The 18070-nt window shown below is 57.9% G+C and carries 16 protein-coding genes and 1 pseudogene; 8 read left to right on the top strand and 9 right to left on the bottom strand.

Translation table 11 applies throughout. The features are described from left to right. Positions 1-51: 51 nt before the first annotated feature. The gene (locus tag ccrud_RS04525) at positions 52-375 is read right to left on the bottom strand and encodes a putative quinol monooxygenase (RefSeq protein WP_211271316.1); all 324 of its coding nucleotides are present in this window, start codon (positions 373-375) and stop codon (positions 52-54) included. A 64-nt stretch (positions 376-439) separates the two neighbouring features. Between ccrud_RS04525 and ccrud_RS04520 the strand changes: the two genes are divergently transcribed. After that, positions 440-916: a peroxiredoxin family protein gene (locus ccrud_RS04520; protein ID WP_066565051.1), complete on the top strand. Its 477-nt coding sequence runs from the start codon at positions 440-442 to the stop codon at positions 914-916. Here the strand turns inward: ccrud_RS04520 and ccrud_RS04515 are convergent. The 6 genes from ccrud_RS04515 to ccrud_RS04490 all read right to left on the bottom strand — a co-directional run bounded on the left by ccrud_RS04515 (position 913) and on the right by ccrud_RS04490 (position 7532). Continuing rightward, positions 913-1701: a PfkB family carbohydrate kinase gene (locus tag ccrud_RS04515; protein ID WP_066565050.1), complete on the bottom strand. Its 789-nt coding sequence runs from the start codon at positions 1699-1701 to the stop codon at positions 913-915. The two genes, ccrud_RS04520 and ccrud_RS04515, sit on opposite strands and share 4 nt — an antisense overlap. A gap of 6 nt (positions 1702-1707) precedes the next feature. Beyond that, complete coding sequence (locus tag ccrud_RS04510) at positions 1708-3525, bottom strand: ABC-F family ATP-binding cassette domain-containing protein (RefSeq protein WP_066565049.1); 1818 nt, start codon at positions 3523-3525, stop codon at positions 1708-1710. Between the two features lie 25 nt (positions 3526-3550). Further along, positions 3551-4489, bottom strand: coding sequence for a 4-(cytidine 5'-diphospho)-2-C-methyl-D-erythritol kinase (locus ccrud_RS04505; RefSeq protein ID WP_066565048.1), 939 nt, complete (start codon positions 4487-4489; stop codon positions 3551-3553). Further along, positions 4486-5367: a 16S rRNA (adenine(1518)-N(6)/adenine(1519)-N(6))-dimethyltransferase RsmA gene (gene rsmA, locus ccrud_RS04500; protein ID WP_066565047.1), complete on the bottom strand. Its 882-nt coding sequence runs from the start codon at positions 5365-5367 to the stop codon at positions 4486-4488. The genes ccrud_RS04505 and rsmA overlap by 4 nt, the downstream gene beginning before the upstream one ends. Positions 5368-5403: 36 nt before the next feature. Continuing rightward, positions 5404-6528, bottom strand: a complete 1125-nt coding sequence (gene rpf2 / locus ccrud_RS04495) for a resuscitation-promoting factor Rpf2 (protein WP_066565046.1) — start codon at positions 6526-6528, stop codon at positions 5404-5406. Positions 6529-6701: 173 nt separating this feature from the next. Further along, positions 6702-7532: a TatD family hydrolase gene (locus ccrud_RS04490; RefSeq protein ID WP_066565045.1), complete on the bottom strand. Its 831-nt coding sequence runs from the start codon at positions 7530-7532 to the stop codon at positions 6702-6704. Between the two features lie 587 nt (positions 7533-8119). On the opposite strand from ccrud_RS04490, the gene ccrud_RS04485 reads away from it, so the two are divergent. Further along, positions 8120-8800 carry a TRADD-N-associated membrane domain-containing protein gene (locus tag ccrud_RS04485; RefSeq protein WP_066565044.1) on the top strand — a complete coding sequence of 227 codons (681 nt, stop codon included), beginning with the start codon at positions 8120-8122 and terminating at the stop codon, positions 8798-8800. A gap of 40 nt (positions 8801-8840) precedes the next feature. Beyond that, positions 8841-10179, top strand: a pseudogene (locus ccrud_RS15200) (ISL3 family transposase). A 318-nt stretch (positions 10180-10497) separates the two neighbouring features. Here ccrud_RS15200 and ccrud_RS04470 read toward each other — a convergent pair. Continuing rightward, positions 10498-11373, bottom strand: coding sequence for an NAD(P)-dependent oxidoreductase (locus ccrud_RS04470; RefSeq protein ID WP_425394207.1), 876 nt, complete (start codon positions 11371-11373; stop codon positions 10498-10500). Positions 11374-11378: 5 nt separating this feature from the next. Then, the gene (locus tag ccrud_RS04465; RefSeq protein ID WP_066565043.1) at positions 11379-12077 is read right to left on the bottom strand and encodes a GntR family transcriptional regulator; all 699 of its coding nucleotides are present in this window, start codon (positions 12075-12077) and stop codon (positions 11379-11381) included. Positions 12078-12259: 182 nt separating this feature from the next. On the opposite strand from ccrud_RS04465, the gene ccrud_RS15870 reads away from it, so the two are divergent. The 5 genes from ccrud_RS15870 to ccrud_RS04440 all read left to right on the top strand — a co-directional run bounded on the left by ccrud_RS15870 (position 12260) and on the right by ccrud_RS04440 (position 18056). Further along, positions 12260-12892 carry a TRAP transporter small permease gene (locus tag ccrud_RS15870; protein WP_082868784.1) on the top strand — a complete coding sequence of 211 codons (633 nt, stop codon included), beginning with the start codon at positions 12260-12262 and terminating at the stop codon, positions 12890-12892. A 1-nt stretch (position 12893) separates the two neighbouring features. After that, complete coding sequence (locus ccrud_RS04455) at positions 12894-14195, top strand: TRAP transporter large permease (protein WP_066565041.1); 1302 nt, start codon at positions 12894-12896, stop codon at positions 14193-14195. Positions 14196-14244: 49 nt separating this feature from the next. Then, the gene (locus tag ccrud_RS04450) at positions 14245-15267 is read left to right on the top strand and encodes a TRAP transporter substrate-binding protein (protein WP_066565040.1); all 1023 of its coding nucleotides are present in this window, start codon (positions 14245-14247) and stop codon (positions 15265-15267) included. A 47-nt stretch (positions 15268-15314) separates the two neighbouring features. Continuing rightward, entirely contained in the window at positions 15315-16652 is a 1338-nt protein-coding gene (locus tag ccrud_RS04445) for an NAD(P)H-dependent oxidoreductase (RefSeq protein WP_066565039.1), read from the top strand. Positions 16653-16718: 66 nt separating this feature from the next. Then, positions 16719-18056 (top strand): NAD(P)H-dependent oxidoreductase, encoded by a 1338-nt coding sequence (locus ccrud_RS04440; protein ID WP_066565039.1) that lies wholly within the window; start codon positions 16719-16721, stop codon positions 18054-18056. Positions 18057-18070 lie beyond the last annotated feature (14 nt).

Here is an 18070-nt window from a genome sequence, read left to right as displayed (position 1 = left end):
TTTGTTTCACAAAACTGCGAATGAAAATTGGCCAACCAGCAAAGGTGTTACTTAGTTGACTGCGAATTCAGCCATGCGATCCCATTCGGTCTTGCCCTCAATGAGAGTGTTAATGATCTCTGGGGTTTCAGACAGAATCTTTGGGAACATCTCGCATGCAGCCTTGAAGTGATCACTGTTGACGTGTGCTTCTGCAGCATCGTCTTGGAACGCTTCAAGAAGGATGAATTCATTAGGGTTATCGGTGTTGATGGACCAATCGAAGAAGATGTTTCCTTCTTCTGCACGGGTCTTTTCTGTGAACTCTGCAACCTCTTCACGGAAAGTGGCAACGTACTCTGGCAATGGCTTGAATTTCACGTTAATCAAAATCACGATCCCGATTGTACAGTCACTTATCAACTAGGCTGGCACTAGTACTGTTGATGGGAGTGCCACAATGAGTTCGCTCGATAATGCCCCATTGCTGGAATTAGATATTCAAGAATGGGTAAACCACGAAGGTTTAAGCACTGAAGATCTACGTGGAAAAGTTGTGCTGGTTGAAGTTTTTCAAATGCTTTGCCCTGGATGTGTTAATCACGGAGTTCCGCAGGCACAGAAAATTCACCGCATGATTGACCAATCCCAGGTGCAAGTCATTGGATTGCATAGCGTTTTCGAGCATCATGACGTAATGACACCGGAAGCTTTAAAGGTGTTTATTAGTGAGTTCGGGATCAAGTTTCCGGTGGCAATTGATCAGCCACGGGAAGGCCAACGGATTCCTTCAACCATGAAGAAATACCGTCTAGAAGGCACTCCCAGCATTATTTTGGCGGACCGGAAAGGTCGCATCCGCCAGGTGCAATTTGGCCAAGTCGATGATTTCGTATTGGGGTTGTTGCTGGGAAGTTTGCTTTCAGAACCCGCCTAGAGCGCTTTGGTCTGCAGTCCGGCGCGGACGGCGTTGGAGGCGTGGGTGACGGCGTCGATAAGCGGAAAATCTTTATGCAGTGCGGCGATTAATGTTGCAGCGAAAACATCGCCTGCGCCTTTGACGTGAGTTTCGACCGTGGCGGAGGAGATTTCTTGCACATCGTCACGAGTGATCAGGCGGTTGACCGTCGTGTCAGCAGTTTCTGCAGCGCTGGTGACAATAATCCATTCACCGTATTCCCCCAGCAAAGAACGCGCATCCTCGCTACCAACCATATGGGAAAGCTCAAAACCATTCGGAATAATTCCGGTAGCAAGTGGGCATAACTGCTGGTAAATTGCGGTGGCGATCTCTGCAGCGACATAAATTCCGACATCGCTATCTCCCATGATGGGATCCACCACGATGCGCACATGCGGATGGGTTTCGCGGATTCCCCGCAGCCATGTAGCTACTAATTGAACCTGGGAGGCTGAGGCAAAGTAGCCGGTAGAAATTGTGGAGACTTCATCAATGATGCCCAGATCCACCAGATCTATAAGCGACTGAGCAAGCCACTGATCTGACATTGGCTGACGGTGCGAACTGGCGTAGCGCGGCATCGAACTTAAGAGCACAGTCGGAATAGTGATCACGCGGAGGTCTTCTTTGTGCATCACTGGAACAGCGGCGCTCAGCCCTATTGAGCCATAAACCACCTGGCTGCCGATCATCACGACATCAGCGCGGCGCTGGTCAAACTCTAATTCGCCGCGTTGGTCCATAATTTCCCCGACAGCCATGTTCAGCTAGCCTTCGATTTCCTCGCCGAGCTCCATCCACTGCATTTCTAATTCGCTGTGTTCATCCTGCACTGCGCGGAGCTTGGTATCTAGTTCCGCGAGTTTTACAGTATCCATAGCTTCTGCAGCATCAGCGAGTTGCTTGTTGAGCTTTTCCACTTGTTGGTCAAGCTTGCCCATCTTCCGCTCAAGCGCGTTCATTTCTTTGGTGATGCGGTGGCGTTCCTGGGCAGAAATAGCCGGTGCTGCTTCTATGACTTCTTCTGCAGCGAACATCTCATTCGCCATGCCCAAGTTCAGCACACCATTATCGGCAGCTGCTGCTTGTGCTGCACGGCGCTGCAAGTATTCTTCGATGCCACCGACCAGGTTGGTGAGTTTGCCATCGCCGAATAGTGCCCAGGTGGAATCCGTGACGCGTTCGATGAGGTAACGGTCGTGGGAAATAACCACCATGGTGCCAGGCCAGCCGTCAAGCAAAGATTCCAGCTCTTGCAGGGTATCGATGTCGAGGTCGTTTGTTGGCTCATCGAGCAGCAACACATTTGGCTCAGCCATTAGTACGCGAGTGAGCTGGAGTCGGCGGCGCTCGCCACCGGAAAGATCTCCCACTGGAGTGCGCTGCCTTTTAGGTGAGAAGCCCAGACGCTCAGCCAGCTGAGATGCGGATACTTGCTTGTCACCCATCATTACATAGGAAGCAACGTCTTCCACACAATCGATCAGGCGGCGCTTGAGATCTAGATCATCAAGTTCCTGGCGCAACCAGCCAAGCTTTACGGTTTGGCCTTCAATGCGTTTGCCGGCGGTCAGTGGGTGCTCGCCTGCCAGAGTGCGCAGCAACGTAGTTTTACCGGAACCATTAACGCCGACCAGACCGATGCGCTCGCCTGGTGCCAAGCGCCAGGTGAGGTCTTCGACCAAGATGCGATCATCAGGAGTGGCAACGGTGGCATCTTCTAATTCAATAACCACACGTCCCTGGCGTGACTTAGAAAATGCCATGAGCTCCACTTTGTCACGTGGTTCTGGGACATTTGAAATCAAAGCTTCTGCGGCTTCGATGCGGTACTTCGGCTTCGAGGTACGCGCTGGTGCTCCACGACGCAGCCATGCGAGCTCCTTGCGGGCCAGGTTTTGTCGGCGTTGCTCAATGGCATCAGATTGGCGTGTACGCTCTGCGCGGGCAAAGGTCCAATCGTTGTAGCCACCTTCATAAGCATCAACTACACCATCGTGGACTTCCCAAGTGGTAGTAGCAATGGTATCGAGGAACCAACGGTCGTGTGTGACAACCACGATGGCAATGCGACGTGAGAGCAGATAAGACGCCAGCCATTGCACACCTTCAACGTCAAGGTGGTTGGTTGGCTCGTCCAGCACGATCAGGTCAAGATCGCGGACAAGTGCCGCCGCCAGGTTGGTACGTCGGCGCTCGCCACCGGAAAGGTTGCCCACCTTGGTATCCAATCCAAGATCAACAATGCCCAGGCCGCCCAAGACATCACGAACGGTGGCATTGGAAGCCCACTCAAAGACTTCTAGACCCAAAGGTCCAAGCACCACATCGGCAACGGTGTCGTCATCATTGAGTTCTGCACGCTGGGTTACCACAGCCATGCGCAGGTCAGAGTTGTGAGATACACGGCCTTGATCCGGTGGCTCGATGCCGGTGAGAACTTCTAGCAAGGTGGTTTTGCCACCACCGTTGAGTCCGACGACGCCGATGCGGTCGCCGGTTTGAACACCTAAGGAGACACCGTCGAGAAGCGTTTTTAATCCCCAAGTCTTGGAGACGTTCTCGAGATTAATCAGATTGGCCATTGTGCTTTTTCTTCGACTCCGATTCTTATTTTTCTATTGTCAAAATATGTGCGCCACGTTGCTCAGCGGACGATGCTGCAGGTCCGGTGGCTGTGTAAGCAGCGTACACCTGGCCGGCGTCGAGAAGCGCATCTTTAATGTCTTGAGCTTGTTGCGCATTATCGCACAAGAATACCGTCGTGGGGCCAGAGCCGGATACGATTCCAGCCTGCGCACCAGCGTGCATTCCTTCTTGGATCACGCTACGCAGCTCCGGGCGTAAACTAAAGGCCGCGCCGCTGAGATCATTGTGCAGCTGCTGCCCGACTTCGTGCGAGTTGCCAGACAACAGGGCCTCGCTGAGCGCACTGATATCCATATGTGATGGTGGATTCAGCTCATCATGCTTGCGGAAAACCTCAGGCGTGGACAAACCATGCGCCATCGCGGCAACCACCCAATGCAATTTCCCGCGAGTGAGCATATCTACCAGCACCTCGCCCCGGCCAGTGCCACGCATGGTGCCACCAAGCAGGCAAAACGGCACATCAGAGCCAAGCTCTGCAGCAACCTCTAGCAGTGTATCTTCGCCAAAAGGGCCGATCCACGCATCGACCGCACGCAAGGTGGCTGCCGCATCCGCAGAGCCGCCCGCCATGCCGCCAGCAACGGGAATGCCTTTTTGAATGTGCACAGAAACAGCCGGAAGCGGCAACTTTTCCGGACACCGCGCCACCAACGCATCAACTGCGCGCCACGCAAGATTGCTGGCGTCTTCAGGCACACCGCGTGCCCCGGTCACAGATAATTGCTTAACGACGCTCCCCTGCTCCACCAACTCTTCATCGTGGGTAGTCAAGGTAACGGTGTCAGATAAATCAATTGTCTGAAACACCGTCATGAGCTCATGAAAACCATCTTCACGAGCCGGCCCAACCCCTAAATGCAGGTTAGTTTTCGCCCACGCCTTGGCCGTTATTCTCACTGCTGATCCTTGTTCTGCAACACCCCGGCAAGGCGCACATAATCAGTCACATCGAGCTTTTCGCCACGAAGTGTTGGGTCAATATCAGCAGCGCGCAATGCTTCTTCGGCAGCTGGAGCCGATCCATAATGTCCAGAAAGCGCAGCCCTGAGGGTTTTACGACGCTGCAAGAACGCAGCATCAATCACAGGCCACACCTTCTTGCGGGTCTCATCATCTTGTGCCCACGGCGTATCTTCACGAACGATCTTGACCAATCCGGATTCAATCTTCGGAGCAGGCCAAAATACATTCTTGCCAATGGAACCCGCGCGGGTAACAGGTCCGTAGAAGGAGGCTTTCACGCTTGGCACGCCATAGATCTTGGAGCCTGGGTCTGCTGCCAAACGATCAGCAACTTCCGCCTGAACCATCACCAAGACCTTGTTGATGGTCGGGAATTCTTCCATCATATGAAGCAGCACTGGCACAGATACGTTGTACGGCAAGTTAGCAACCAACGCGGTTGGCTGTACTGCCATATCGGATTGCTGCACCTTGAGGGCATCTTTCAACACAATGCTCAATTTGTGAGCAAGTGCGGGAGCACGCCACTGAAATGTCTCCGGCAGTTCTGCCGCCAGGCGTGGATCAATTTCCACTGCAGTAACCGTTGCTGCAGATTCCACCAGAGCAAGGGTCAAGGAACCCAGCCCTGGTCCGACCTCTACAACGTGATCATCGGGGGTCAATTCTGCCGCGGCAACAATGCGGCGGACTGTGTTGGGGTCATGAACAAAGTTTTGCCCCAACTTCTTCGTTGGTGTGACATCGAGCTTTTCTGCCAGCGCACGGATTTCTACCGGGCCGAGCAGCTGTGCACCTGAAGGTTCTTCCATAGCATCCCAATCTACCTATTGGATGCCAGATTTCTACTATCGGATGCCCAAGCTGGCGGTGCAGGCAGGCCATGCTCCCCAGCCCTGTGCCGCCTGAACCTTTTCTGCGATGGAAATTTGCTGCTCACGGCTTGCTCCTGAAGCTTGTCCAGAAAACGCTCCGCCACCGTATGCAAGCCAGGTTTGTGGGTGGAACTGCAGGCCACCAGAGAAACCGTTACCAGTATTAATTGCCCAGTTTCCGCCAGCTTCACACTGTGCCAGCTGATCCCAAACAGAATTCGCAGCAACAGTCTTGGTACCACGGCTAATCGTTGCAGGCTTCGCCGCAGTGACCTCAACTTCATTGATCACAGTGGATGCTTCTTCATGTCCATTAACCAGGGTCACCGTGCGGGTAACTTCCTTGGTTCCCGGCGCGCCCTCTTCCACAACTGTTTCATCCCCTGCTGGTGCCTCAGGATCATCCACATAAGTTGGTTCTGCATCGAATGGCACAGTTTCGGTGACATCCTGATTTTCTACTCGATCAATCTGGATCTGAGCATTATTTTTCAGCTTCTCATCAAAAGCAACGTTCAGGCGGTCTTGGAAACCAACCTCAATATCTCGCAGCTGGAGAGCTTCTTCCACGGTCTGTGCAGCCACAGAAACATAGGTGACCTTGCCGCCATCATTGATGGAAACGATCTTTGGCTTAGTGATCTTTACTTCCAGACCGGATGCTGGGATAGCTTCCGAAAGATCCAAATCAACAGCATCTGCGCGGGTGATCCCATCAACTTCCTGAAGAAGATCCTCCACAGATACCGCAGTGGTGGTCAGATTTTGGGTCTGGCCTTCCACGACGAGCGCAACCTGCTTTGCAGTGCGCACCGTGACGGTTTCTTCATCACTAATAGCGGAATCCAGCGCAGGGGTCACGATGTCTTGATCGCCAAGCTCAACGCCTGCTTGTGCCAGCACGGATTCAACAGTGCCAGACATTGTCACCAAGGACATCTGCTCACCATTGACATCCACAATGACATCTTTTTTAGTGGCAGCGGCGGTGACGCCTCCGATGAGCAAGGTGGCAAGCACGCCACCGGTTGCCAACCGCAACGGCACCGAGCGGGTGCTGTTGATCTGGTTGATCCGTGACTTTTGATGGGGCGCCATGTAAAACTTCTTAACTCTCGGGGAAATTAACAATTAGTCACAATACGGTAACAAACCACCCCCGTCCACCACCAAAACGCCGTGGTATGCAACTTCATAAACTCCAGCCACACCCACCCCAGCTCTCACCACTGACCACGAACAACAGATCAAATGAGAGCTACCTCACATTATTAGTTTGCGATCCCATAAACCCGATCAAAATTCTCATTCAACGCCTGGGCCAACTCTTCCACAGCCATCCCCTTCGCCTCAGCGATGCAGAGCGCAGTATGACCAATCAACGACGGTTCATTTCGCCCACCACGGAACGGCTCCGGTGTCATATACGGCGCATCGGTTTCAATCAGGATCTGGGAAATCGGCGCAAGACGAGCAGCCTCCCGCAACTCCTCATTCCGCTTAAAAGTCACATTGCCCGCAAAACTCAATATATAACCGCGATCCAATGCTTCCTTAGCCACATCCAACGGCGAAGAAAAACAATGCAAAATCGTATCTTGTGGTGCCGGAGCATCCGCCAACACCCGCATCAAATCCGCATCCGCTTCCCGATTGTGAATCATCAACGGCTTGTTCACACTGATCGCTAAATCAATATGCCACCGCAACGCCTCTTCCTGAACCTCCAAAGAAGCAGTATTCTCCGGATCATGCTTGATCCAATACGTATCCAAACCAGTCTCACCAATGGCCACACAATTGGGATCTGCAGCCATCTGCGTCAACCGCTCACGCGCAGCCCCATCCAACTGATCAGCCTTAGTGGGGTGAATCGCGCACGCAGCAAAAACATTGCCAAACTCCTGCGCCGCCTCCAGCGCCAGCTCCGCTTCAGCCAAACCATCGCCGACGGTACATAGCTTTTCGACGCCCGCCCCTTTCGCCCTCCCCACCAACTCAGCGAGATCTCCCCCACACGATGCCAAATGTGTATGAGCATCAATGAGACCAGGGATAAATTGAGCAGGAACAGGAATTGGGCGTGGCTTTTTCTTAGACATAGGTTTCATATTCTAGCCGTGGTCTAACGGTACTGAGGTGAAACTATCGAAGCGTGGCTTGAATCAACTTCAAACAGGCTTGGACTCGGTGTTTTTAGTTTGGCTTCGCTTTAGGTATCCAAGAGAATGCTGCACTACAGATCGATGGTCTGTTAGCTATCTATTTGGACACGTACCCCATAAGGAATAAAACCCGGCTGATCCAGGTAGGAAATTTTCATGCGAATGGTGTTTAAGCTTTTACACACAATGATGACACCACCCATCAGTTTGTCATGGAGACCGAGGAGGGTGTCATAGCGTGACGACGCATCCGCATACTGTCTTAATAGGGTTATTAGTTCTTACGCACAGTGAATCAAAACTAAGGATTTAGACTTAGTGAGACAGCGAAAATGACGCAAATAATAGTGGCTCCATAGGGTATACCCTACTGAGACAGTTGCATTTGTTAAATTATTTGAACCAGATCAGGCCTTAGGGCTAACGCCGAGACATCAGATGGAAAAATATCTAGGCGCCCATAGCGTTTTCTTCTTATCCCTGATGAATCAGTAAATTATGCATTTGCATAGGAAGATCTATTTATGAACCCCTCTTTTATCCTTGCTCAATCCGCTTTCCAGTTCCCAGAAGAAATTGCCCTCCCCCTCGCTGTTTTATCGACAGCTCTCGCTGCAGCTGGAGTTGCCACATCAGCCTCAAGAGCACTCCAAAAACAGCGCAAGAGGGAAGTTCATGCCATCGAAGATATGGTGTCCAAGCTTGAGAGCCGGCGTGAACGGGAAAAGGAAAATTTACTTAAAATTAGCACTTCCCTAGAAGAATCATCAGGGAAAAGTGATGATCTTAATTCAAGCAGCCCAGGGAAAGAATCGGATCAGGATGGCAACTCAGTATGGGTAGACCCCACTCATGAACTCGCAGCTAGCTTCAACAGTGAGATTGATGCCCTCCTTACAGACCAGCTTAATTTCTATGTAGAACACATAAAGGGAGGTCAGCGTCAGACACACCATCACCGAATCATTTCACTTGTCGCAATTGTGGTAGGGCTCCTGGTGATATTTGGAGCCGTCATCGGCACATTATTCGGCGCTATTTCCATTGGAATTACATCAGGATCCTTAGGGGCACTTACTACTGGAATTGGCGCAGTCTTATTCCAACAGGCTAAATCGGCTCTTCGCGTTTCGGAGTGCGTAGGTGAGCCCAGGGTGGAGTTCGGGGTGGCACAACATATAGGGGTCCTGGCCGGTACAAGATGAGAGTTGCGAAGCTTCCATCTGACCGAACCAGGACCCTACTGTGCAGCCTACTACTGGCAACCTCGTGGCCGACACCATCTGCCGTACCGCGGAAATCGGACTGACGATCACCGGTGCCGCCGACGCCGGCACCCTCACCATCATCGACGCCGCACCCTCACCATCATCGACGCCGCACCCGTGACCGTGGACGGACTCTGCCCCGAGTGCGGAAATCCCGGAAAGCTACGGGACCACATCGTCCGGACACTGGTCGACCTTCCCGTCGTGGGGTTCCCCACCCGCCTTCATGTCCGTGTCCCGAGGTTCACCTGCAGCTATCCAGCCTGCGGCAGGAAGATCTTCCAGACCTCCCTGACCTGCGCCGATGATGGTGCGAAGCTGACCCACCGGGTCACCCGCTGGGTCCTCCAGCGCCTGGCAGTCGACCGCATGAGTGTGTCCGCCACGGCGAAAGCACTCGGGGTGGGCTGGGAGCTGGTCAACCAGGTTGCCGTCGACGCCTGCCGCAAGCTGGTCTACGACAACCCCTCCCACCTGGAGGGGTGCGCATCCTCGGTGTGGACGAGCATGTCTGGAAGCACACCCGCCGCCCGGGCCAGCCATCGTCGTTTGTGACGGTCCTGGTGGACCTCACACCCCTGGTCACCGGGGCAGGTCCTGCCCGGTTGCTGGACATGCGCCCGGGACGCAGTGCGCAGGTACTGAGCTCCTGGCTGCAGGAACGCAGCCCTGAGTTCAGGAGAAAGTGCAGGTAGTGACCATGGATGGCTTCGCCGGCTACGCCACCGCGGTGGACCAGGCGCTCCCTCAGGCGAGAAAGGTCATGAATCCCTTCCATGTCGTGCACCTGGCCGCGGACAAGCTCGACCTGCTGTCGGCAACGCCTGCAACGTGAAACCTCGGGGCGGCGTGGGCGTAAGGATGATCCGTTGTACAAGTACCGACGCACCTTGCTGACCAGGAGGAACTACCTCACGACGCGGCAGAACAGGTGGCTGGACCTGTTGTGGGCCACCGACGATGACTACGTGGCACTCGAGGTGACGTGGCTTTTTTACCAGGACATGATTGCGGCGTACGGGCATCCGAAGAAATCGGAGGGGAAGAAGCTGATGGACCGGATCATCAACACCCTGCGCAAGGGCTTACCGAAAGGCTTGGAGGAGCTCGCCCAACTGGGGCGCACCTTGTGGCGCCGGCGTGAGGACGTGCTCGCCTACTTCGATATCGGGGCGTCCAACGGCCCGGTCGAAGCCATCAACGGACGGCTTGAGCACCTACGCGGCATCGCGCTGGGGTTCCGGAACCTCAACCACTACATCTTGCGGTCACTGATCCACTCCGGGCAGCTGCAGGGGAAGATCAACGCACTCTAAATCGTGAAGAGCCAGTTAGCCCGTTGTTGGACCTGAGTTGGACCACTTTTGGACCACCGAAAACACCCCCTGACCTGGGTTGGACTAATTGGACCGGTTGGACCACTCCCTAACCCAGTCCAGCCCCATCGGTCCAACTACCGCAGCCACTGCCTGAGTGCCTTCCCCGCCGACAGCAGGAAGGCCCACAGCATCTGGCACAAATCTGGCACGAGACCCCCGACGATCTCGACCATTTGCAGTGTGACAAGGACCTTCACTCGTCGGGCTGACAGGATTTGAACCTGGCCCAGCGGTGAGCCCGGTGCTCTTGCCTCGTCAGGTTGCCCTCCGGGAGATGAACTTGCGGACCACGGCGAGGTCCTCGTCTCCCATCCCGGCATCGACGAGTTCCGTATAGGCGGCCTGCAGCTGAGGCAGCAACACGGTGACGGTGTCGGTCGCTTCGGCGATGTCGGCGGCGAACCCGAGGTCCTTGACCATGTACGCCGCGATGCCGCCTGGTTCGTACGAGTCTGCGATCAGCTTGTCCTTCTTGGAATCCAGCAGCGTGGAGCCGGCGTATCCCCCCGCCAGCACCTCCAGGAGCTTCGCCGGCTCAATGCCGGAGCGCTCTGCGAGTACGGTCGCTTCCCCGAGGGCCAGCATCGTTGCCGAAACGATCATCTGATTGCACGCCTTCGTCACTTCTCCAGCTCCCAGGGGGCCCAGATGGTGCACGGTTCCGCAGGGTGAGAGCGCGGACTGTGCCCTTGCGTACTGGTCGTCGCGTCCGCCAACCATGATGGACAGGGTCCCTCGCCGGGCTCCCTCCACCCCGCCGGACACAGGGCAGTCGATGATCTCGACGAGGCCGTCGCTGGCTTTGACCACGCCGTCCGCCAGCGCGCGAAGACGCACGGCTGACGAGGTCGATCCCACCATGATCAGCAGTTCCTGGCCGGCAGCCAGCAGGGAGTCGGGCCCCTCGAGCATCGGCTCGAGCTGTGGCAGATCCGGCAGCATGACGAGGATTCGGCTGGCCTGTTGCGCCAGCTCCAGAGGCGTAGCCACATAGGCGACGCCGAGATCGGTGAGCTCCTTGCGCTTCGAGCGGGAGTGGATGGCGACATCGCAACCAGCTTCGAGCAATCGCCGCGCCATCGGGACCCCCATGGATCCACTGCCGATCAGTCCAATGGCCTGCCGATCCACCGGGGTCACTTCTTGTCCTGCTGGGGATGCTCGGTCGCGGCCAGTAGGTCCGAGGCCGTGGTGACGAGGGTCGCGAAGATCAGGGCACCCGGGTCATCGCAATCGGGGTCGAGCGCGGCGATGTAGGGCTCGTGCGAATGGGCGGTCATGTTGGACAACGCGATGTCTTTGCCTGCGTGCATGATCGCCATCCGAACCGGACCCTCTATCGAAGCCCAGGTGTTGAGCAGCACCTCATTGCCCGAGAGTTCGCACAGGGTGCGATGGAAAGTCATGTCCGCGTCGACCCGGTCCACGAGCACCGCGCCGGCGTCGTCGCCGAGGGGGATGAGCAGCTCTCGTAACTGTTCCCTCTTGTCCTCGGCTTCCGGGCTGGCCGCGATGAGCTGGACGGCCAGGCTCTCCAGCGAGGCTCGGACCTGGAAGAGGTCCAGCACGGTCTTGGAATCAAGGGTACGGACTTGCGGGCGCCCGGTGGGGCCGTTCGACACCAACTGTTCCTGCTGCAGTTCGAGCAGCGCTTCCCGCACAGTGCCACGGCTGACCTGGAGTTGTTCGGCCAGCCGAGTTTCGACCAGAACCATTCCCTGCGGAAGGCTTCCAATCACGATGCCGTCCCGCAGTGCCTTCAGGACTACCTCGCGTCGGTTGGTGAATTCGAGAGCGGCCAAGGGGGCCACATTCGCTTGGTGCGTCGTTGTCATGCATCTATTAAAGCACATACTGCGCTGAAAGGTCGACAGGTGACGGTCGACGGTTCACCTCCGACCGGCGGCGTCAGCGGTTGACAACTGCTCGTTTCCGTGGTTTGCTCCTCATGTGGGTTCGCTCACACCGAACGTCGCAAAGTCGGCGACGTCTCAATTCATCTGCATCGCTTTGACAGATGCGGCTCAGCAACCACCCCTCGCAGCCGAGGGCGATCCGAGATCGGAGTCCGAAAACAATGACAGTCAGTTCGTCTGGTCCCTTACGTTTGGTGAATGGAGCGCTCGAAGCGCTCTTCAAAGCCACAGTCGCGGTGGCAATGCTTGGTTTGAGCGTGATTGTGGTCGTTGTCTCCTGGCAGGTGTTCTCGCGCTACGTCGCGGGAACATCAGCCTCCTGGGCGCCCGAAGTCGCACAGCTGGCCTTCGTTTGGACCGCGATCTTCGCCATCGCGGCTGGTGTTCGGGAGGGCCGGCACATGGTTGTAGACGCCTTCAGCAGCGTAAAGAGCCGCGGACTCCACGTCATCCTCGACACGGTCGCTGCCATCGCGGTTGTCGGCGTCAGCGGAGTGTTGGCCTGGTACGGCTACGACTCGCTGTCGATCAGCTTCCGTCGGGTATTCCCGGCGCTGGGAATCGAGACCGGCTGGATGTTCCTCGCTGTCCCCGTCGGGTTTGCCCTCTGCATGGTCTTCGGCATCGAGAACTGGGCGCGCAGCGTCTTCTCGCGTGACGGCGCCAACACGAAGAGCGAGGTCCAGCTCATCCTCGAGGAAACTGCCGACGTCAACGATGGCGAGGTGCGCTGACATGGGTGGAACACTGCTCGGAGGATTCATCGGCGGCGTCATCGCCCGGATCCCGATCGGCTACGCCCTAGCGCTGGCCTCGATCATCGGACTCCTCCTCTTCACGGACGTCCCGCTGAACATCGCACCGCAACGCATTGTGGCGGGCATCACGCCGTTCCCGATTCTCGCCATCCCGCTGTTCGTGCTGGCTGGCGCGCTCATGACCTACGGCGGTATCAGCCGTCGGCTGCTGGACCTCGCCGAGTCCATCGTCGGCAGGGTCCGAGGCGGCCTGGCACAGACGAATGTCCTCGCATCGCTCTTCTTCGGCGGGCTTTCCGGCTCGGCAGTCGCCGACGTATCAAGCCTGGGCCGGATCCTGATCCCGGCAATGAAGGAACGCAACTACACGGCGGCCTACTCCGCTGTTGTGACGGCCGTTACCGCGATCATCACCCCCATCCTGCCGCCCAGCATCACCTTGATCCTCTACGGAGTGGTCACGGGCACCTCGATCGGTGAGCTGTTCTTTGCAGGGATCATCCCGGCGTTCGTATTCGTCGCCGTCCTGATGGCGACCGTGCACCTGACAGTTAACCGCATCGGCTTCGTCCAGCCGGCCGCTGGACAGGAAGATCCGGTTCTCGCAGAGCGTAAGGTCCCGCCATTCTGGCGGTCCCTGTTCTCCTCGTTGCCCGCACTGATGCTGCCGATCCTCATCCTGGTCGGCATCCGCGGCGGGTATTTCACCCCCACCGAGGCAGCGGCGATGGCGGTCGTCTACTCGCTAGTCTGCGGCTTCCTCCTGTACCGCGAGCTGAACCTCGAGAGGCTCATCGAGTCGCTGAAGAGCACCGTCCAGCTGGTTGGCCTGATCATGCTCGTCATGTCCGCGGCACAGCTCTACTCGTGGGCGCTCACCTCGGAGCGCATCCCCCAAGCACTGGCACAAGGGATGCTCGACCTCACCAGCAACACGGTCCTCCTCCTACTGCTGATCAACCTGCTGCTGCTCTTCGTCGGCATGTTCATCGAGGCCAATGCGGCGTTGATCATCCTGGTGCCGATCCTGCTGCCCATCGCGCTCGACCTGGGCGTCGACCCTGTCCACCTCGGCATCATCATCGTCGTCAACCTCGGAATCGGCCTGGTGACCCCGCCGGTGGGCCTGACGCTGCTGCTGTCGGCGGAGATCGCGGGGATGAACGTCCTGCAGACGCTCAAGACGCTGCTGCCGTTCATGATCGCGATCATCGCCTTCCTGATGCTGATCACCTACGTCCCCGCCATCTCGTTGTGGCTCCCGCAGCTACTGATGTAGCGCAACCCCATTCCCCGAAAAAGACACACCCGAAACCCTGGAGGAAACCATGTCCATCTTCAAGCGAACGACCGTGCTGGGCACCGCTGCTGTGCTGGCCCTGGCGCTCTCCGCCTGTGGCGGAGCGTCCACTGACGACGCCAGCAACGGCGAAGCCAACGACGCCGCCATGACCACCCTCATCCTCGGCCACGAGGGCAACGAGGAAGACCCCCGCCAGACCGCCGCCCTGCGGTTGAAGGAACTCGTCGAGGACGAGACAGAGGGCCGAATCACGATCGAGATCCACCCCAACGGGACCCTCGGCAACTGGGAGCAGATGATTGAGGGCCTGCAGTTCGGATCTACTGACATCGTCATCGAGTCGCTCCTGACCCTCGAGTCCTACTCGCCCCTCGCAGGTATCGAGACCGCACCGTTCATCTACACCGACGTCGAGCACTTCACCACCGTCTGGGAGGGTGAGATTGGCAAGGAGATCCGCGACGCGATCACCGAGGACACCGGCTTCACGCTCGCAGGAAACATGTTCCGGGGCGCTCGTGAACTCTCGACCAACACTCCCGTGACCAGCATCGACGACCTGTCGGGTCTGACGATCCGGACGCCCTCTGCGCCGACGATGCTCGCCACCTGGGAGGCGCTCGGCGCCCGCGCCGAAGCGATGCCCTGGGACGAGGTCTACTCGGCGCTGGAGCAAGGAGTCCTCGACGGTCAGGAGAACCCGTTCAGCTCGATCCTCTTCGCCTCGATCCACGAGGTGGCCCCGGAGATCACGATGACCTCGCACGTCTACGCGAACTTCCACTTCATCATGTGGGAAGAAGCACTCCAGGATCTCGACGAGGCGGATCGTGAAGCGGTGCTCGATGCAGCGACCATCGTCGGCCAGGAATACACCGAGGCGATCCAGGAGGACCAGGCCGACTACCGGGCCCAGATGGAGGCCGACGGCGCCACCTTCCACGAGCTCTCCGACCGCGACGCATGGGTCGAGGCCACTCAGCCTGTCATCAAGTCCATGCCTGAGCGGGTCCAGACCTGGGTCAAAGACATCGTCGCCCTCGGCTGATTCCAGAACCCACCAAACCTTAGAACCCTTGAAAGGACCAACCCAAGATGAACCTCCACGAACTGCTGAAACAGCGGGAATCCGATGGCAAGAAGATCAAGGTCGGCCTCATCGGCGCAGGCCGCTACGGGACCATGTACATGGCCCAGGCAAACAACATCCCCGGCGTCCACGTCGTCGGAATCGCCGACCTCAACAAGAAGCGCGCGCAGGACGCGCTGAGGCTGGTCGATTGGCCGGCTGACCGCGTCGTCGACTCGGTCGACGAGGCGCTCACGTCCGGCAAGACCGCGTTGGTGACCGATGCCTACGAGCTGCTCAACGCCGACATCGACGTCATCGTCGAGGCCACCGGGAACCCGATTGCCGGCATCGACCACGCACTCAAGGCTATCGAGACGAAGAAGCACGTCATCATGGTTACGGTCGAGGCCGACGCGCTGGCTGGACCCGCATTGCAGAAGCGTGCGGAGGCAGCGGGCGTCGTATTCTCCATGGCGTACGGCGACCAGCCTGCGCTGATCTGGGAGCTTGTCGATTGGGCGCGTACCTCCGGCTTCAAGGTCGTGTGCGCGGGCAAGGGAGCGAAGTACCTCCCGACCTACCACCAGATGAATCCCGACAACGTCTGGGAGTTCTGGGAGTTCTCCAAGGAGCTCACCGACTCCGGGCAGCTCAATCCACGCATGCACACCTCCTTCCGTGACGGCACCAAGGCGGCCATCGAGATGGCAGCTGTTGCCAACGCAGCCGGGCTGACGCCCTCGGACGACGGGCTGACCTTCACTCCTGGTGACGTCACGGAGATCGCGACGATCTGCCGTCCCGGGAGCATCGGTGGCGTGCTTGCCAATAACGGGTCGGTCGACGTCATGTCGAGCGTGACGCGCGAGGGCGACTGGATCCCCAACAACACCCAAGAGGGTGTCTTCGTGGTCGTCGAGGCGACCAACGACTACGTCGCGTCCTGCTTCCAGGAGTACCCCTGGCACACGGACCCGACGGGTCGCTACGCCGCGCTCTACCGCCCCTACCACTACATCGGCCTCGAGCTGAATGTGTCGATCGCCAACGCCGTTCTCCGCGGGATCTCGACCGGACACCCGACCGGCTTCTACGCCGACGTGGTAGCCACCGCAAAGAAGGACCTCGCAGAGGGTGAGGTCCTCGACGGTGAGGGCGGCTACGCAGTCTGGGGCAAGCTGGTCTCGGCCGGCTACTCGCGTCAGCTGAACGCGCTACCGGTCGCGCTAGCCCACTCGGTGAAGCTGAAGAACAGCGTCAAGCAGGGTGACATCGTCAGCTGGGACGACATCGAGATCAATCCCCAGCTGGAGACCGCCATCAAGCTGCGCCGCGAGACGGAAGCACTCGTCGTAGCCTGACGTCATCGCCCTCGGCTGATTCCAGAACCCACCAAACCTTAGAACCCTTGAAAGGACCAACCCAAGATGAACCTCCACGAACTGCTGAAACAGCGGGAATCCGATGGCAAGAAGATCAAGGTCGGCCTCATCGGCGCAGGCCGCTACGGGACCATGTACATGGCCCAGGCAAACAACATCCCCGGCGTCCACGTCGTCGGAATCGCCGACCTCAACAAGAAGCGCGCGCAGGACGCGCTGAGGCTGGTCGATTGGCCGGCTGACCGCGTCGTCGACTCGGTCGACGAGGCGCTCACGTCCGGCAAGACCGCGTTGGTGACCGATGCCTACGAGCTGCTCAACGCCGACATCGACGTCATCGTCGAGGCCACCGGGAACCCGATTGCCGGCATCGACCACGCACTCAAGGCTATCGAGACGAAGAAGCACGTCATCATGGTTACGGTCGAGGCCGACGCGCTGGCTGGACCCGCATTGCAGAAGCGTGCGGAGGCAGCGGGCGTCGTATTCTCCATGGCGTACGGCGACCAGCCTGCGCTGATCTGGGAGCTTGTCGATTGGGCGCGTACCTCCGGCTTCAAGGTCGTGTGCGCGGGCAAGGGAGCGAAGTACCTCCCGACCTACCACCAGATGAATCCCGACAACGTCTGGGAGTTCTGGGAGTTCTCCAAGGAGCTCACCGACTCCGGGCAGCTCAATCCACGCATGCACACCTCCTTCCGTGACGGCACCAAGGCGGCCATCGAGATGGCAGCTGTTGCCAACGCAGCCGGGCTGACGCCCTCGGACGACGGGCTGACCTTCACTCCTGGTGACGTCACGGAGATCGCGACGATCTGCCGTCCCGGGAGCATCGGTGGCGTGCTTGCCAATAACGGGTCGGTCGACGTCATGTCGAGCGTGACGCGCGAGGGCGACTGGATCCCCAACAACACCCAAGAGGGTGTCTTCGTGGTCGTCGAGGCGACCAACGACTACGTCGCGTCCTGCTTCCAGGAGTACCCCTGGCACACGGACCCGACGGGTCGCTACGCCGCGCTCTACCGCCCCTACCACTACATCGGCCTCGAGCTGAATGTGTCGATCGCCAACGCCGTTCTCCGCGGGATCTCGACCGGACACCCGACCGGCTTCTACGCCGACGTGGTAGCCACCGCAAAGAAGGACCTCGCAGAGGGTGAGGTCCTCGACGGTGAGGGCGGCTACGCAGTCTGGGGCAAGCTGGTCTCGGCCGGCTACTCGCGTCAGCTGAACGCGCTACCGGTCGCGCTAGCCCACTCGGTGAAGCTGAAGAACAGCGTCAAGCAGGGTGACATCGTCAGCTGGGACGACATCGAGATCAATCCCCAGCTGGAGACCGCCATCAAGCTGCGCCGCGAGACGGAAGCACTCGTCGTAGCCTGACGTCATCGCCAACA

This window comes from Corynebacterium crudilactis (assembly GCF_001643015.1).
GTDB lineage: Bacteria > Actinomycetota > Actinomycetes > Mycobacteriales > Mycobacteriaceae > Corynebacterium > Corynebacterium crudilactis.
Note: the sequence above shows the minus strand (reverse complement) of the source record. Positions and strands in the feature narration are given on the sequence as shown.

Bases quoted from the DNA above. Each gene is read 5' to 3' on its own strand.
- ccrud_RS04490 (WP_066565045.1), bottom strand. From the start codon at position 7,532: ATGTCTAAGAAAAAGCCACGCCCAATTCCTGTTCCTGCTCAATTTATC.
- ccrud_RS04445 (WP_066565039.1), top strand. From the start codon at position 15,315: ATGAACCTCCACGAACTGCTGAAACAGCGGGAATCCGATGGCAAGAAG.
- rsmA (WP_066565047.1), bottom strand. From the start codon at position 5,367: ATGGAAGAACCTTCAGGTGCACAGCTGCTCGGCCCGGTAGAAATCCGT.
- ccrud_RS04465 (WP_066565043.1), bottom strand. From the start codon at position 12,077: ATGACAACGACGCACCAAGCGAATGTGGCCCCCTTGGCCGCTCTCGAA.
- rpf2 (WP_066565046.1), bottom strand. From the start codon at position 6,528: ATGGCGCCCCATCAAAAGTCACGGATCAACCAGATCAACAGCACCCGC.
- ccrud_RS04455 (WP_066565041.1), top strand. From the start codon at position 12,894: ATGGGTGGAACACTGCTCGGAGGATTCATCGGCGGCGTCATCGCCCGG.
- ccrud_RS04520 (WP_066565051.1), top strand. From the start codon at position 440: ATGAGTTCGCTCGATAATGCCCCATTGCTGGAATTAGATATTCAAGAA.
- ccrud_RS04450 (WP_066565040.1), top strand. From the start codon at position 14,245: ATGTCCATCTTCAAGCGAACGACCGTGCTGGGCACCGCTGCTGTGCTG.
- ccrud_RS04510 (WP_066565049.1), bottom strand. From the start codon at position 3,525: ATGGCCAATCTGATTAATCTCGAGAACGTCTCCAAGACTTGGGGATTA.
- ccrud_RS04440 (WP_066565039.1), top strand. From the start codon at position 16,719: ATGAACCTCCACGAACTGCTGAAACAGCGGGAATCCGATGGCAAGAAG.
- ccrud_RS04485 (WP_066565044.1), top strand. From the start codon at position 8,120: ATGAACCCCTCTTTTATCCTTGCTCAATCCGCTTTCCAGTTCCCAGAA.
- ccrud_RS04515 (WP_066565050.1), bottom strand. From the start codon at position 1,701: ATGGCTGTCGGGGAAATTATGGACCAACGCGGCGAATTAGAGTTTGAC.
- ccrud_RS15870 (WP_082868784.1), top strand. From the start codon at position 12,260: ATGCGGCTCAGCAACCACCCCTCGCAGCCGAGGGCGATCCGAGATCGG.